16 protein-coding genes are annotated in these 14,047 nt (G+C 69.4%); 10 read left to right on the top strand and 6 right to left on the bottom strand.

Translation table 11 applies throughout. The features are described from left to right. Nucleotides 1-178: 178 nt before the first annotated feature. Nucleotides 179-403, top strand: a complete 225-nt coding sequence (locus LQZ85_RS05750) for a DUF3107 domain-containing protein (RefSeq protein WP_053095596.1) — start codon at nucleotides 179-181, stop codon at nucleotides 401-403. A gap of 7 nt (nucleotides 404-410) precedes the next feature. Further along, the gene (locus tag LQZ85_RS05755; RefSeq protein WP_056278108.1) at nucleotides 411-698 is read left to right on the top strand and encodes a hypothetical protein; all 288 of its coding nucleotides are present in this window, start codon (nucleotides 411-413) and stop codon (nucleotides 696-698) included. Nucleotides 699-720: 22 nt separating this feature from the next. On the opposite strand, the gene LQZ85_RS05760 is transcribed toward LQZ85_RS05755, so the two are convergent. Continuing rightward, entirely contained in the window at nucleotides 721-1,434 is a 714-nt protein-coding gene (locus tag LQZ85_RS05760) for a ferritin-like fold-containing protein (RefSeq protein ID WP_230100659.1), read from the bottom strand. A 167-nt stretch (nucleotides 1,435-1,601) separates the two neighbouring features. Here LQZ85_RS05760 and LQZ85_RS05765 point away from each other — a divergent pair, with 167 nt between their 5' ends. Then, entirely contained in the window at nucleotides 1,602-3,125 is a 1,524-nt protein-coding gene (locus LQZ85_RS05765) for a DEAD/DEAH box helicase (protein WP_053095593.1), read from the top strand. Between the two features lie 73 nt (nucleotides 3,126-3,198). Here LQZ85_RS05765 and LQZ85_RS05770 read toward each other — a convergent pair whose 3' ends face one another. Further along, a complete protein-coding gene (locus LQZ85_RS05770) occupies nucleotides 3,199-4,074 on the bottom strand; it encodes a PHP domain-containing protein (RefSeq protein ID WP_187249398.1) in 876 nt (291 codons plus the stop codon). A gap of 88 nt (nucleotides 4,075-4,162) precedes the next feature. On the opposite strand from LQZ85_RS05770, the gene LQZ85_RS05775 reads away from it, so the two are divergent. Genes LQZ85_RS05775 through LQZ85_RS05785 form a run of 3 tightly spaced genes read left to right on the top strand, consistent with a single transcriptional unit; the run spans nucleotide 4,163 to nucleotide 7,540 of the window. Further along, nucleotides 4,163-5,182, top strand: coding sequence for an endonuclease/exonuclease/phosphatase family protein (locus LQZ85_RS05775; protein WP_230100660.1), 1,020 nt, complete (start codon nucleotides 4,163-4,165; stop codon nucleotides 5,180-5,182). Nucleotides 5,183-5,219: 37 nt separating this feature from the next. Then, a complete protein-coding gene (locus LQZ85_RS05780) occupies nucleotides 5,220-6,641 on the top strand; it encodes an aminopeptidase P family protein (protein ID WP_230100661.1) in 1,422 nt (473 codons plus the stop codon). 8 nt (nucleotides 6,642-6,649) lie between these two features. Continuing rightward, nucleotides 6,650-7,540, top strand: a complete 891-nt coding sequence (locus LQZ85_RS05785) for a phosphotransferase (protein WP_230100662.1) — start codon at nucleotides 6,650-6,652, stop codon at nucleotides 7,538-7,540. A 4-nt stretch (nucleotides 7,541-7,544) separates the two neighbouring features. On the opposite strand, the gene LQZ85_RS05790 is transcribed toward LQZ85_RS05785, so the two are convergent. Genes LQZ85_RS05790 through LQZ85_RS05805 form a run of 4 tightly spaced genes read right to left on the bottom strand, consistent with a single transcriptional unit; the run spans nucleotide 7,545 to nucleotide 10,509 of the window. Beyond that, nucleotides 7,545-8,300: a metallophosphoesterase family protein gene (locus tag LQZ85_RS05790; protein WP_230100663.1), complete on the bottom strand. Its 756-nt coding sequence runs from the start codon at nucleotides 8,298-8,300 to the stop codon at nucleotides 7,545-7,547. A 12-nt stretch (nucleotides 8,301-8,312) separates the two neighbouring features. Beyond that, complete coding sequence (locus LQZ85_RS05795) at nucleotides 8,313-8,963, bottom strand: alpha/beta family hydrolase (protein WP_230100664.1); 651 nt, start codon at nucleotides 8,961-8,963, stop codon at nucleotides 8,313-8,315. Further along, entirely contained in the window at nucleotides 8,963-9,742 is a 780-nt protein-coding gene (locus LQZ85_RS05800) for a DUF4870 domain-containing protein (protein WP_230100665.1), read from the bottom strand. Before LQZ85_RS05800 ends, LQZ85_RS05795 begins: the two co-directional genes overlap by 1 nt. Next, nucleotides 9,742-10,509 (bottom strand): general stress protein, encoded by a 768-nt coding sequence (locus LQZ85_RS05805; protein WP_230100666.1) that lies wholly within the window; start codon nucleotides 10,507-10,509, stop codon nucleotides 9,742-9,744. The genes LQZ85_RS05800 and LQZ85_RS05805 overlap by 1 nt, the downstream gene beginning before the upstream one ends. Nucleotides 10,510-10,610: 101 nt before the next feature. Here LQZ85_RS05805 and LQZ85_RS05810 point away from each other — a divergent pair, with 101 nt between their 5' ends. The 4 genes from LQZ85_RS05810 to LQZ85_RS05825 are packed head-to-tail and all read left to right on the top strand — an operon-like array spanning nucleotide 10,611 to nucleotide 14,024. Beyond that, complete coding sequence (locus LQZ85_RS05810) at nucleotides 10,611-11,876, top strand: CBS domain-containing protein (protein WP_053095585.1); 1,266 nt, start codon at nucleotides 10,611-10,613, stop codon at nucleotides 11,874-11,876. Then, nucleotides 11,876-12,427 (top strand): DUF1003 domain-containing protein, encoded by a 552-nt coding sequence (locus tag LQZ85_RS05815; RefSeq protein WP_230100667.1) that lies wholly within the window; start codon nucleotides 11,876-11,878, stop codon nucleotides 12,425-12,427. The genes LQZ85_RS05810 and LQZ85_RS05815 overlap by 1 nt, the downstream gene beginning before the upstream one ends. Continuing rightward, nucleotides 12,424-13,542, top strand: coding sequence for an Mrp/NBP35 family ATP-binding protein (locus tag LQZ85_RS05820; RefSeq protein WP_056278087.1), 1,119 nt, complete (start codon nucleotides 12,424-12,426; stop codon nucleotides 13,540-13,542). The genes LQZ85_RS05815 and LQZ85_RS05820 overlap by 4 nt, the downstream gene beginning before the upstream one ends. 8 nt (nucleotides 13,543-13,550) lie before the next feature. Then, nucleotides 13,551-14,024 (top strand): hypothetical protein, encoded by a 474-nt coding sequence (locus tag LQZ85_RS05825; protein ID WP_082297768.1) that lies wholly within the window; start codon nucleotides 13,551-13,553, stop codon nucleotides 14,022-14,024. Nucleotides 14,025-14,047: the final 23 nt, after the last annotated feature.

Below are 14,047 nucleotides of genomic sequence, written 5' to 3' on the forward strand. Positions count from 1 at the left end.
CGCTACTGCGGCGCGCCGACATCACCGGGCGTCGGCGTCTCGCGACTGTGTGCGCTCAGGGCGAAACCGGCCCGATCCGCGGATCCCGTGACCTCGCCGCCCGGTAGAGTTGGGCTCAGTCGTCGACCTCCGAGGTCGACTCGACCACAGCATCGTCGACTGGAAAACAGGAGTACGCGTGGAAATCCGCATCGGCATCATCAACACCGGCCGTGAGCTCAGCTTCGAGACCGCATCGAGCGCGGACGAGGTCCGCACGCAGGTCTCCTCGGCTCTCGAGCAGAACACTTCTCACCTGAGCTTCGCCGATGTCAAGGGCAACTCCTACCTGGTTCCGACCGCGAACCTCGCGTACATCGAGCTCGGCACCGAGGAGTCTCGTCGCGTCGGCTTCTTCGCCTGACCCCACGATGTACATCCTCCTCGCTCTCGTCGGGGCGTGCGCGCTCGGCATCGCGGCCCACTACATGATCGGTGGGCGGGAGTTGCGCGGGGTCGCTCTCACCCCCGCTGTCGCCACGGCCCTCGCGGCCGTCGTCTACACCGGCCTGCAGTGGCTCGGCGTGGGCGAGGACAGCATCTGGCTATGGCTCGCGAGCGTCGTGGGCTCCGTCGGCATCGCGGCAGTCGCCACCGTCGCGATCGTCGCGTCGCGCCGACGCAGCGATGCCGCGGCAAAGGCGGCGCTCGGCATCTGATGCCGTCGGCCGGGTCCGTCGGCTAGGAGGCGAGACCCATCGCATCCATGCGGCGTGCGTGCGCGCCCATCAGCTCGGTGTAGACCAACTCGACGCGGTCCTCGCTCATCGCGGCGAGCTCGGGCTGACGCAGCGCGGACCGGCACACCAGGATCGTGTCCCCCACGAGCCGGCGCGCCCACATCGAGAGCAGCGACCGCCACTCGCCGTCGCCGTCGATCGTCTCCTGGATGATGGCGACGATCTCGTGTCGCGCATCGTCCTCGGAGAGGATCTCCGCGACCCTCTCCCCCGTGTCGCCGTAGCTCGAGGCGAGTGCGAAGTAGAAGTCGTCGAGCATCCCTGCCGTGATGTAGACGGCGAGGAGAGTCTCCCGCGGACGCGCGCCGATGGTCTTGCGCCGGAAGGCGTCGAGGTTCTCCCGGAACGGGAGCATGAGCTGCGTCGGATCGTCTCCGCGCTCCGCGATGAGTTCGACGATCGCCCGATGCTTGGCGAGCGCAGCACCGGCTGCCCGGGAGAGCGCCTCCTTCTCGGAGAGCTCCGGAGTCGCCCTGATCAGCCGCGTGAGCGTCTCGAAGTACCCCAGCTGGAGGTACGCCGCCTGTCCCAGGAATCGCGGCAGCTCCGGCGCGAGTTCGGCGAAGTCGACCCGCGTCGCCGCTCCTTGATCGCCCCGACTGCGCAACGTCATCGTGCGCCGGGGCGTCCTACGCTTCCAGAACCAGTTCACCACGGGGTTCACACTACCCGGGGGACGCGATATTCCCGGGCGTCGCCACCCCCTCGGGTAGGCTGTCCCTGTCCCCGCCGTCGGAGCGGGGCCCGCGCCTGTGGCACAAGAGACGGCGTGGATCCGTGAACATGGCGATCCTCGCAGGTCGCCGGACAGGCATCTGAACATTGACAACCTTCGCTGATCTCGGAATCGATCAGGACATCATCGACGCTCTCGCCTCCAAGGGCATCGTCGACGCATTCCCGATCCAGGAGCAGACCATCCCCCTCGGCCTTCCGGGCCAGGACATCATCGGCCAGGCCAAGACCGGAACAGGCAAGACGTTCGGCTTCGGCATCCCCGTGGTGCAGCGGCTCGGCCTCGACCCCGAGCACGGCGTCAAGGCGCTCATCGTGGTGCCGACGCGCGAGCTCGCGGTGCAGGTGTACGAGGACATCGACCTGTTGACGAGCAACCGCTCCACCAGCGTCGTCGCGATCTACGGCGGCAAGGCATACGAGGGCCAGATCGACCAGCTCAAGGCGGGCGCCCAGATCGTCGTCGGCACGCCCGGTCGCCTGATCGACCTCGCCGGCCAGCGTCTGCTCGACCTCTCCAACGCGACCGAGGTCGTGCTCGACGAGGCCGACAAGATGCTCGACCTCGGATTCCTCGCGGACATCGAGAAGATCTTCCAGAAGGTCCCGGCCGTCCGTCACACCCAGCTGTTCTCCGCGACCATGCCCGGACCGATCGTCGCGCTGGCTCGTCGGTTCATGACGAACCCGATCCACATCCGCGCGACCGACCCCGACGAGGGTCTCACGCAGGCGAACATCAAGCACCTGGTGTACCGCGCCCACTCGCTCGACAAGGACGAGATCATCGCCCGCATCCTCCAGGCGGAGGGTCGCGGCAAGACGGTGATCTTCACCCGTACCAAGCGCGCCGCGCAGCGCCTCGTCGACGAGCTCAGCGACCGCGGCTTCAACGTCGGCGGCGTGCACGGCGACATGGGACAGGACCAGCGCGAGCGGTCGATGGCCGCGTTCAAGGCCGGCAAGCGCGACGTCCTCGTCGCGACCGATGTCGCCGCCCGCGGCATCGACGTCGACGATGTCACGCACGTCATCAACCACACCATCCCCGACGAGGACAAGACGTACCTGCACCGCGCCGGTCGCACCGGCCGTGCGGGCAAGACCGGCATCGCCGTGACCTTCGTCGACTGGGAGGACCTGCACAAGTGGGCGCTGATCAACCGCGCCCTCGAGTTCGGGCAGCCCGACCCGGTCGAGACCTACTCCTCGAGCCCGCACCTGTTCAGTGACCTCGACATCCCCGCAGGCACCAAGGGCCGTCTCGTGTCGGCTCCCAAGACCCAGTCGGTGAAGACCGAGCGCGCACCGCGCCCCGAGCGTGCGGCCGATGCCGCGGCCGAGGGCACGGATGAGGGCGGCACCCGCCGTCGTCGGCGTCGTCGGGGCGGCTCGACCCCGGTGGGCTCGACGTTCGCCGAGGGCGCTGCCGACGCATCACCCGGAGACTCTCAGTCCTCGCCGTCAGCGGACCGCGGCGCCGAGGGCGCCGGCACCCACGACGGCGCAGGCAAGGAGCACCACGACGGCAAGCCGGCCCCGGCCCGTCGTCGCCGTCGTCGCCGCGGGGGTTCGGGCGGCGCGGGAGCGGCTCCGGTCGTCGGAGCCTGATCGACTCCACCTCAGGGACTCACAGAGGGGCGGATGCTGCAGCTGCGACATCCGCCCCTCTGCCGTCCCGGCGTCAGGCGTAGCGGGGCGCGGAGCCGGTCGCGCGCTCGATCAGTCGCTCCACCATCTCGTCGGATGTGGTGTTCTCGCCCGGCAGATTGGGTTTCCCGGTGCCGTGATAGTCGCTCGAGCCGGTGACGATGAGATCGTGCTTCGCGGCGATCGCGTGCAGCGTCTTCCGGCCTGCCGCGGTGTTCTCCCGATGATCGATCTCGAAACCGCCCAGGCCTGCGGCGATGAGCTGCTCGATGAACGGCACTGGCATCATGTGGTCGCGGCCGATCGTGGCAGGGTGCGCGATGATCGCCACCCCTCCGGCCTCGGTGATCAGACGCACTGCCGTGAGGGGGTCGGGCGCGTAGTGCGGCTCGTAGTAGCCCTCTCTGGGGTGCAGAATCCCGTCGAACGCCTCGGTGCGGTCGCGCACGATTCCGCGCGCCACAAGGGCATCGGCGATGTGCGGACGGCCGACGGTCGCGTCGAGAGTGGTCTGGGCGAGGACATCGTCCCAGTCGAGGTCGTAGTCACGACCGATGCTGCGGACGATCCGCTCGGCACGACCGATCCGGTCGCCTCTGATGCGATCGGTCTCGGATCCGAGCGCCTCGTCGAGCGGATCGAAGAGGTAGCCCAGCACGTGCACACTGCGCCACTCGTGTTTCGCGGAGAGTTCCATGCCGGGGATGAACGTCATCCCGAGCTCAGCCGTCGCCGCTGCCGCCTCGTCCCACCCCGTCGTGCGATCGTGATCGGTCAGCGCCATCGTGCGCACCCCGAACCGGTGTGCCTGGCGCACGACATCGCCGGGCGACTCCGTTCCGTCCGAGTGGTTCGAGTGCATGTGCAGGTCGGACGGACCGGCGAAACGGCGGGATCGAGCGGTGGCCATGCTCCGAGCGTACCGACGACCGTGGACGTCGGCCGCGCACGCCTGTCGCTCTAGGGACTTCACAGAGAGGACTTCTAGGCTGAAGAGGATGTTTCGACTACTGGGGATCCTCGTCACCGTGCTGCTCGCGATCGCGACGGCCGTCGTCGTCTGGCCGCAGTTCTTCCATCTCGAGCAGACCTATCCGTTCGCGCAGATCGTCGCCGCCCGCGGCGTGGTCCTGGCGGCATTCCTCCTCGTCGCGGCCGTTTCGCTGCTGCTCCTGTTCGCGAAGCCGTTGCGCGGCTTCGCGGCATCCGTGCTGATCGTCGCCCTGCTCGGCGCCGGTGCGACGGGAGCCATCGGCTTCATGCGCGGGTTCGGCGCGGACACGCTCCCCGCCGCCACCGATTCGAGCATCCGGGTGCTCACCTGGAACACGGCCGGCGACGAGGTGTCCGCCGAGGAGATCGCGCGGGAGATCCTCGAGCGTGGCGCTGACGTCGTCGCATTGCCCGAGACCACCGAAGAGGTGGGCGAGCAGATCGCCGTGCTGCTGCGCGATCAGGATCACCCCATGTGGGTGCACCATGTGCAGTTCAAGCCCGATGTCGTCGACGGCCCCAAGTCCTGGCACACGACCGTCCTCGTCTCCCCCGACCTCGGCGAGTACTCCGTGATCGAGTCGTCCGAGGACGGCTCCAACAACACCGGCTCGGTGCCCAGCGCGGTGCTGATGCCGGTCGATGGCGAGGGCCCGACGATCGTCGCGGTGCACGCCGTCGCGCCCCGGATGGAGGACATGGCGCAGTGGCAGAGCGACCTGCGCTGGATCGCCGACCAGTGCCCCGAGGGGAACTTCATCCTCGCGGGCGACTTCAACGCCACGATCGACCACATGGCGGGGCTCGGCGTCGACGGCGGCGACATGGGGTACTGCCGCGACGGTGCGAGCCGCTCCGGCAACGGATACAGCGGCACATGGCCGAGCTCGCTGCCGGCGCTGCTGAGCACCCCGATCGACCACGTCATGGCGTCGCCGAGCTGGTCCACGACGGGTTCCGTCGTGATCGGCGGCTCGGGAAGCGACCACCGCGGTCTCGTGGTGCAGCTCGAACCCGCAGGCTGACATGCCGTGGCCGTCGCTCAGGTGACAGACTGGAGGGATGAGCACCGCTGAGCGCGACACGATCGCAGAGCCCACGACCGAGACTCCCGCCGAGACGACCACCACGAATCGGAAGCAGCCCTTCCCCCGCGGATTCCTCGACACGATCTCGACCGGATGGGCGGAGCGCCCCGAGTCGATCCCCGCGCCGCGAGCGCAGGCGCCGTTCGCCGCCGTGCGTCGCGCCGCCCTGTCCGCTGCCTTCCCCGGCAAGCGACTCGTCATCCCTGCCGGTTCGCTCAAGCAGCGCAGCAACGACACCGACTACCCGTACCGTGCGCATTCGGCCTTCGCACACCTCACGGGATGGGCTTCGGATGCCGAGCCCGACTCGATCCTCGTGTTCGAGCCGGCCGAGTCCGGCCACGATGTGACGCTGTACTTCCGGGAGCGCGCCGATCGCACCACCACGGAGTTCTATGCGGACGCCACGGTCGGTGAATTCTGGATCGGCCCTCGCCCGTCTCTCGCCGGCGTCGCGGCAGACCTCGACATCGCGACCGACCACCTCGAGAGGTTCTCGGCCGCCGAGGGAGAGCTCGTGCTCGACGAGGACGACGACCTCACCCGCTTCGTCTCGGAGCTGCGGCTCGTGAAGGACGAGTACGAGATCGCCGAGATGCGCCGAGCGGTGGACATCACTGCGCAGGGATTCGAGGACGTCATCCGTTCGCTGCCCGACGCGATCGCTCATGCTCGCGGCGAGCGCGTCGTCGAGGGCGTCTTCCACCGCCGCGCGCGCGAAGACGGCAACGGCGAGGGGTACGACACGATCGCCGCATCGGGTCCCCATGCCTGCTACCTGCACTGGACCCGCAACGATGGCACGGTCGTGCCGGGAGACCTCATCCTCGTCGACGCGGGCGTCGAAGCGGACAGCCTGTACACCGCGGACATCACCCGCACGCTCCCCGTCTCCGGAACCTTCACCGAGGTGCAGCGCCGGGTGTACGAGACGGTGCGCGAGGCCGCTGATGCCGCGTTCGCCGCGGCTCGAATCGGGGTGCGCTTCCGCGAGGTCCACGAGGCGGCCATGCGCGTCATCGCCGCGCGCGTCGCCGAATGGGGAATGCTCCCCGTGAGCGCACAGGAGGCGCTGGACGGCGACACCGGCGGGCAGCACCGCCGCTACATGGTGCACGGCACGTCGCACCACCTCGGCATCGACGTCCATGACTGCGCGCAGGCCCGGCGGGAGATGTACTACGACGGCATCCTCGCCCCGGGAATGGTCTTCACGATCGAACCCGGCCTCTACTTCCAGATCGACGACCTCACCGTTCCCGAGGAGTACCGGGGTATCGGTGTGCGAATCGAGGACGACATCCTGATGACCGAGGACGGCCCGGTGAACCTCTCGGCGGACATCCCGCGCACGGCGGACGAGGTCGAAGCCTGGATCGCACGAGTCCAGCACTGACCTCACGGATGCACGAGGGCGAGCTCGCACTCACGGACGATCGCGCTGCGCGGCTGATCGCGCAGACGTTCCCCGAGCTCGCCCACCTGCCGATCGAGCGCGTCCGCTCGACGGGCACGGTGAACACGATCTTCCGGATCGGCGACGACCTCGCGGCACGGTTCCCGCTCGTCGCAGAATCGCGCGATGTCCTCGGCGCCGAGGCCGCGGCGATGGCTGAGCTCGCCGACGTCTGCGTCGTGCCGGCGACGCGGCCTGTCGGACTCGCCGCGGCGACCGAGGAGCATCCGTCTGCCTGGTCGATCCAGACGTGGTTGGCGGGTGTCGCCGCGACCCCCGCCGGCCACGCATCGTCGGAGTCGCTCGTCTCGGACGTCTCCGGGCTGATCGCTGCGCTGCGGTCGACCGAGACCCGCGGACGGAAGTTCGACGGGCGCGGCCGCGGTGGTGTTCTCCGTGACCACGACGAGTGGGTCGCGCTCTGCATCGAGCGCAGCGCTCACCGGATCGATCCTGATCGCGTGGATCGACTCTGGAGCTCGCTGCGCGACGCGCCCCGCGAGGGTGCGGACGTCATGAGCCACCGGGACCTCACGCCGTTCAACCTGCTGGTGGCCGACAATCGTCTCGTCGGTGTCCTCGACGGCGGGGGCTTCGGCCCTGCCGACCCTGCGCTCGATCTCGTCGCCGCGTGGCATCTGTTCGACGCTCGGGGGCGATCCGTCGTGCGTGACCGTCTGCGCGTCTCCGACAGCGAGTGGCGGCGAGGAGCAGCCTGGGCGCTGCAGCAGGCGATGGGCCTCGTCTGGTACTACGAGTCCTCGAACCCCGCCATGAGCGGTCTGGGACGGTCGACGATGAGGCGTCTGCTCGACGATCCGGACCTCGCGAACCTCTGAGCGATCATGGCGTCGCCGTCTGCGATGCCTGCCGCCCTCGATATACGGCGGTGCGGAGCTCGACGGCCCAGACATCGGCGGTCGGCATGTCGAGCGATTCGGCGACGGCGATCTCGGCCTCGACGTCGTAGGGCACGCGCACGAACTGGATCCCGAAGGGATCGTCCGCCGACTGTCCTCCTTCGAGGATCACGTAGGACGGAACGGGTGTGTCGAGCGGGTTCCCGACGCTTCCGACGTTGAACAGCGTACGTCCGTCGTTCGATTCGATGTAGGCGTCGTGGATGTCGGCGTAGCCCACCACATCGGGCAGCGGGCCGTCGCCGGTCATCTCCGTCGCCTCGAACATCGCGGAGAACTGCTCGGGCGTGTGGGCGAAGTGCACGCGGACGTGCGGGCTCTGCGCCGACGCGTGGAACAGGCGGATCCGATGACCGCTGAGGACCAGATCGACACTCAGCGGAAGCGACCGGAGCCACGCCCTGCTCGGCGCCGACAGCTCATCTCGCCACCACAGCATCTCGGACGGCCCGTCGTCGGGGATGGTCGGCAGGAAGTCGTCCCAGTTGCCGCGGACGTTCACCTCGCACACGTCGCGGCAGCGCCGCACGGCGTCCTCGCCTCGTGGCCCCTTGCCCGCCGTGTCTCCGAGGTTGACGATGCGGGCGATGCCCCTGCGATGGATGTCGGCGAGCACCGCCTCGAGAGCGGTCAGGTTTCCGTGGACATCGGAGATCAGGGCGACGCGTTCGAGACTCACCCTGCCATGCTGTCAGGGCCGGACGAACTCCGCGACGATCGGCGCGAGCGACGCGCCGATGTCGGATGCCGCACGCTTGCGCCCCTTCACCTCGAAGGTGTGACCGCCACCCTCGATCCAGACGACGCGGGCGTCCTGACACGTGGAGACGACGTCATCGAACTGTGTCAGAGGTTGGATGAAGGGGTCGTTCGTACCCTCGACGAACAGCTGCGGCGCAGCGACCGCCGGCAGGTGGTCGGCTCTCGGCTTCTCCGGTCTGCCCGGAGCGTGCAGCGGGTAGCCGAGGTAGACGAGACCGTCGACCGCCAGTCCCTCGGCCACGGCCATCGATGCCATGCGTCCGCCGTAGGACTTGCCTGTGGCCCAGATGGCGGCCTCCGCGTCGAGATCGCGCGCGAAGGCCACCGCCGCGTTCCACGTCGCGATCGCGTGCGCCGCAGGCCCCGGCATCCTGCGCCCCTGCTCCACGTAGGGGAAGTTGAACCGCAGGGTGGAGAATCCCCGGTCCGAGAGCGCATCCGAGAATCCCACGAGGAATGGATGGTCCTTGCCCGCACCGGCGCCGTGGGCGATCAGGACTGTCGCGCCGTTGTCTCCGGGCGCCCAGTCGGCAGAGACCGTCGTCACCCCGGAGGGCAGCTCGACAGGGATCTCGATCATCAGGCCCGCAGGTATGGGATGGCGAACGGCACGCGCATGACCTTGCCGCTCGACGCACGCACCATGCCCACGATCACGAGCACGACGTGCAGCACCGAGAGCGCGAAATAGAGGGTGATGGGGATGCCGAGCGGGTAGAAGCCGGTGGTCGGCGAATCGGACGTCAGCGCGAACAGCAGCACGAAGTGCGTGACCAGGAGCACCGTGGAGACCAGAAGGTACGTCAGCCCCCAGTTCAGCGCAGCGCGAGCGTTCTCACGCGCGACCCCGCCGTATCGACGGGACGCCCCGCCGCTCACGGCCATGGCGAGTCCGGACGCGAGTCCGCCGACGAACGGGAACGGGATGAGGATCAGCAGGCCCAGTGCCCACGGAAGCAGACCCCGCGGGGGGACGGCCGCAGGGTAGGCGCCGACGGGGTACCCCTGTACGGGGTAGGCCGGCGGCGCGTAGCCCGGTGCCGATTGCTGCGGCGCGTAGCCCGGCGCCTGAGGCGGCGCATACCCCGGGGCCTGGGGTGCCGCATACCCCGGGGCCTGGGGTGCCGCGTACCCCGGGGCCTGCGGCGGTGCGTACCCGGAGCCCTGTGGCGGTGCGTAGCCGTGCGACTGCTGCGGGGCTGAGCCGGGCGCCGGCGGCGGGGCGTACGGGTTCAGCGGACGGGCCGGCGCCGCGGGCTGCTGCCCGTCAGGGAAGGGCGGAACGGGAGGCACGGGCGGCGGTGCGGGCTGCGCCGATCGCTCGGACGGGGTCGACGGATCGCGGGGTGCGTCTGACATCAGGCGGGCTCCGCAGACTTCGGAGGAACCCCCGCGCCACCGGTCCCGGGCGCCGCGGGAGACGGCGGCTCCGGATCCGCGGGCCTCGGCGGGACGGCCGGCTCTGCAGGCGGAGTCTCACCGCCGCCCAGCGGCGGTGTCGGCTCGCTGCCGGGAGTCGGATCGGCTCCGGGCGTCGGCTCTTCGGGCGTCGGCTGTGTCGTGGTCGTCGGCTGTCCGGCCGGTTCGTGCGCGCCGGGGGTGATGCGCTCGCCGTACCGCGGCGGCTCGTCGAGGTTCACCGGTGCCCGCGCCGGTGCCGGCGTGGCCGCACCCAGGGCGAGACGGGCCTTCGCGAGCGAAGCGGCCTGGACGCGGACCTCGTAGTGATCGGCCGCGAACTGCGTGACGCTCGCGAAGTCGCGGCGTCGCCGCACGATCGCATACGTGACGAGGCTCAGAAGCATCCCGAGTGCGACGCCGATGAAGACGAATCCGACGAACAGCTGGATCGGAACCTCCGGGTTGCCGATCACGAGGATCGCAGAGAGGAAGAGACCGATGAGCACGCCGTTGATCGCTCCCGATCGGGCGGCTGCCGCATAGCCCAGACGCCCGGTGATGCGCTCGACCGTCCGGACGCTCTGTCCGATGATCGCGATGTCCCGGGCGGGCACCTCCTGGGCGATCAGTTTCGACACCGTCTTCTGGGCGCCTTCGTAATCGCGTGTGGAGGCGACGATCTCGCCCTCATCGCGGCTGTCGGCTGGACGGTTCAGCATGCTCATCCCGCCATTGTTCCATGCCTTGTGGTGACAGGGCCGGGAGTGTGTCGTGCAGCGGTGCCGCCGGGGGCCACCCCTGCGACACCGGCGACTACGCTGGACGAGTGAGCACACAACGGGTATTCGCCGCGCGCCTTGCTGGCTGCGCCGTCTTCGACCCCGTGGGCGACCGGCTCGGCAAAGTCCGTGATGTCGTCATCGTGTACCGAAGTACGGGTGCTCCCCGCGTCATCGGCCTCGTCGTCGAGATCCCCGGGCGCAGACAGGTCTTCCTCTCCATCGGACGGGTGACGTCGATCCGCGCGGGCCAGGTGATCAGCACCGGTCTCATCAATGTGCGCAGATTCTCACCGCGCGCCGGCGAGGTGCGCGTTCTCGCCGAGCTCCTCGGGCGTCGGGTGAGCCTCGTCGACGGCAGCGGCACCGCCGTGATCGAAGACGTCGCCATCGAGCCGAACCGCATCGGGGAATGGGCGATCAGTCAGCTCTTCCTGCGTCGACCGAAGACCAGCGCCTCTCCGTTCGCGAAGGGACCGACCACGTTCGCAGCCTGGAGCGAGGTCGCCGAGCAGCACTCCCCCGGCGAGTCCCAGTCGGCCGAGCAGCTCGTCGCGTCGTACTCGGAGCTCCACGCAGCCGACCTCGCGAACACCCTGCTCGACCTCCCCCAGCAGCGCATGATCGAGGTCGCCGAGGAACTCTCGGACGACCGCCTGGCCGATGCCCTGGAGGAGATGCCCGAAGACGAGCAGGTGCATATCCTCGATCGACTCGGCGACGAGCGCGCCGCCGACATCCTCGACCAGATGGAACCGGACGACGCCGCGGACCTCCTCGCGCAGCTTCCGCCGAATCGTCTCGAGCAGCTGCTCGAGCTGATGGAGCCCGAAGAGGCCGAGGACGTCAGGATGCTGCTCCGTTACGGCCCCGACACGGCCGGTGGACTCATGACGCCCGAGCCGATCATCCTGTCGGCCGACGCGACAGTGGCCGAGGCGCTCGCCCTCATCCGGCGCCACGAGCTGCACCCCGCCCTTGCAGCCGCGGTCTTCGTCACCCTGCCGCCGTTCGAGACGCCGACCGGTCGGCTGCTCGGCATGGTGCACTTCCAGCGGATGCTGCGCTACCCGCCGCACGAACGTCTCGGGGCCATCATGGACGACAGCCTCGAGCCGGTGCGGGTCACCGCGTCCGCCGCTGAGGTCGCCAGGATGCTGGCGAGCTACGACCTCGTCTCGCTCCCCGTGATCGATGCCGCCCACCGACTGGTCGGCGCGATCAGCATCGACGACGTCCTCGACTACCTGCTGCCCGATGACTGGCGCACGCACGACAGCGACGAGCCGACGGTCTCCAAGGAGGTGCGCTGATGCCCCGCTCCCGCTCCCGCTCGCGCTCGCCTCGGCTCGACGCACCCCTGGGCCGCGGCACCTCCCGCCAGCGCTCGACGTCGCGTGATCGCTTCGGCCGTTTCACCGAGTGGGTCGCCCGCGCCATGGGCACCCCCGCGTTCCTGCTGATCCTCACTCTGTTCTGTGTGCTCTGGATCTGCTGGAACACACTGCTGCCCGACCACCTGCGCTTCGATGACGCGGCGCTCGGTTTCACGGCCCTCACCCTCATGCTCTCGCTGCAGGCGTCGTACGCGGCCCCTCTGATCCTTCTCGCGCAGAACCGCCAGGACGACCGTGACCGGGTGCAGATCGAACAGGATCGTCAGCGGGCCGAGCGCAACCTCGCCGACACCGAGTACCTCGCCCGTGAGATCGTCGCGCTGCGGATGTCGCTCGAGGAGCGCAACAACCAGGTCGTGACCCGCGATGTGCTGCGGCAGGAGCTCAAGTCGCTGCTCGCCGAGCTCGGAGACCATGACGACGAGCCGGTCGAGCGACGCCCCCGCGGCCGCGCCGCATCATCATGAGCACCGCTGATTCCGTGCGGGCGGCCGTAGCCGCGGTCACAGATCCCGAGCTGCGACGCCCCATCGGCGATCTCGACATGGTCCGGGAGATCGACGTCGACGGTCCGCGCGCGCACGTCGCGATCGTCCTCACGATCGTCGGCTGCCCGGCTGCCGCCCGCATCGAATCGGACGTCCGCGCGGCCGCCGCCTCCGTGCCGGGGATCACCGAGGTGGACGTCGAGGTCGGTGTCATGACGCCCACCGAGCGCAAGGCGCTCACCGAGAAGCTGCGCGACGGCCGGCCGCCGCGCCAGATGCCCTTCGGCCCGGACTCGCTCACGCGGGTGATCCTCGTCTCCAGCGGCAAGGGCGGGGTCGGCAAGTCCACGGTGACGGCGAACCTCGCGGTCGCACTCGCCGCGCAGGGTCTCGCAGTCGGTCTCGTCGACGCCGATGTGCACGGCTTCTCGATCCCCGGGCTCCTCGGCATCCCCGCGGGGACACAGCCCACGCGCATCGATGACCTCATGCTCCCGCCCGTCGCCCACGGAGTGAAGACGATCTCCATCGGCATGTTCCTGCGCGACGGCGAGGCCGTGGTGGCCTGGCGCGGTCCGATGCTGCACCGCACAGTGCAGCAGTTCCTGACGGACGTGTTCTTCGGCGACCTCGACATCCTGCTGATCGACATGCCCCCCGGCACCGGCGACATCGCGATCTCGATCGGGCAGCTGTTGCCGCACGCCGAGGTGCTCGTCGTGACGACCCCGCAGGCGGCCGCATCCGACGTGGCGATCCGCAGCGGGCTGGTGGCGCGTCAGACCGGTCAGCGGGTGATCGGCGTGGTCGAGAACATGGGCGCGCTCACCCTGCCGGACGGCACCGTGATAGACCTGTTCGGCTCGGGTGGAGGTGCCGCCGTCGCAGAGGCGCTGTCCGAGACGCAGTCCGTCCCACTGCTGGCGTCGATCCCGCTCAGCCCCGCGCTGCGCTCCGGAGGCGACGACGGTGTGCCGGTCGTCCTGAGCGACGGCGCCGATGCGGCGGCGACGGCGATCCGTGATCTGGCCCGCACTCTCGCCGGACAGGGGCGCGGACTCGCCGGCCGGTCGCTTCCCATGAATGTCGGATAGGCCCGACCATGACTGTCACCGTCGATGAGCGGTTGCTTCGGGGAATGGCTCGAGATGCGGCGGTCTACGCGCTCACTCGTCCTGCGGCGATCGTGATGTGGATCGCCCTCGCTGCAGCGCTCGCGCTGAGCATCCTGAATCTGAGCGCGACCGGAGGCAACCCGGGGCTGTCGGGTCTGCTCCCCGTCGCGAGCATCGGTCTGATGGTCTATGCCGTCGTGATGACGATCGTCGGAGCACGGCGTGCCGTGCATTCGGCGACCCCGCCAGGCACCGTCGTCTGGGTGCGACTGGGCGACACTGCCCTGCACATCGGCGCGGGGCATCGCTCGTCCGACATCGACTACAGCACCTTCCAGAGCGTGCGAGCAGGCGCTGACGCGGTACTGCTCAAGCTGCGTGGCGCGTCGGCGATCACCGCCATCCCCCGGTCACTGGTGACGGACGACGACCTCGCCACGCTGCGCGCGCGCATCGGCTGAGCCTTCGCAGCGGAGCTCCGCCG

Source organism: Microbacterium sp. Bi98 (genome assembly GCF_918698045.1).
Lineage (GTDB): Bacteria > Actinomycetota > Actinomycetes > Actinomycetales > Microbacteriaceae > Microbacterium.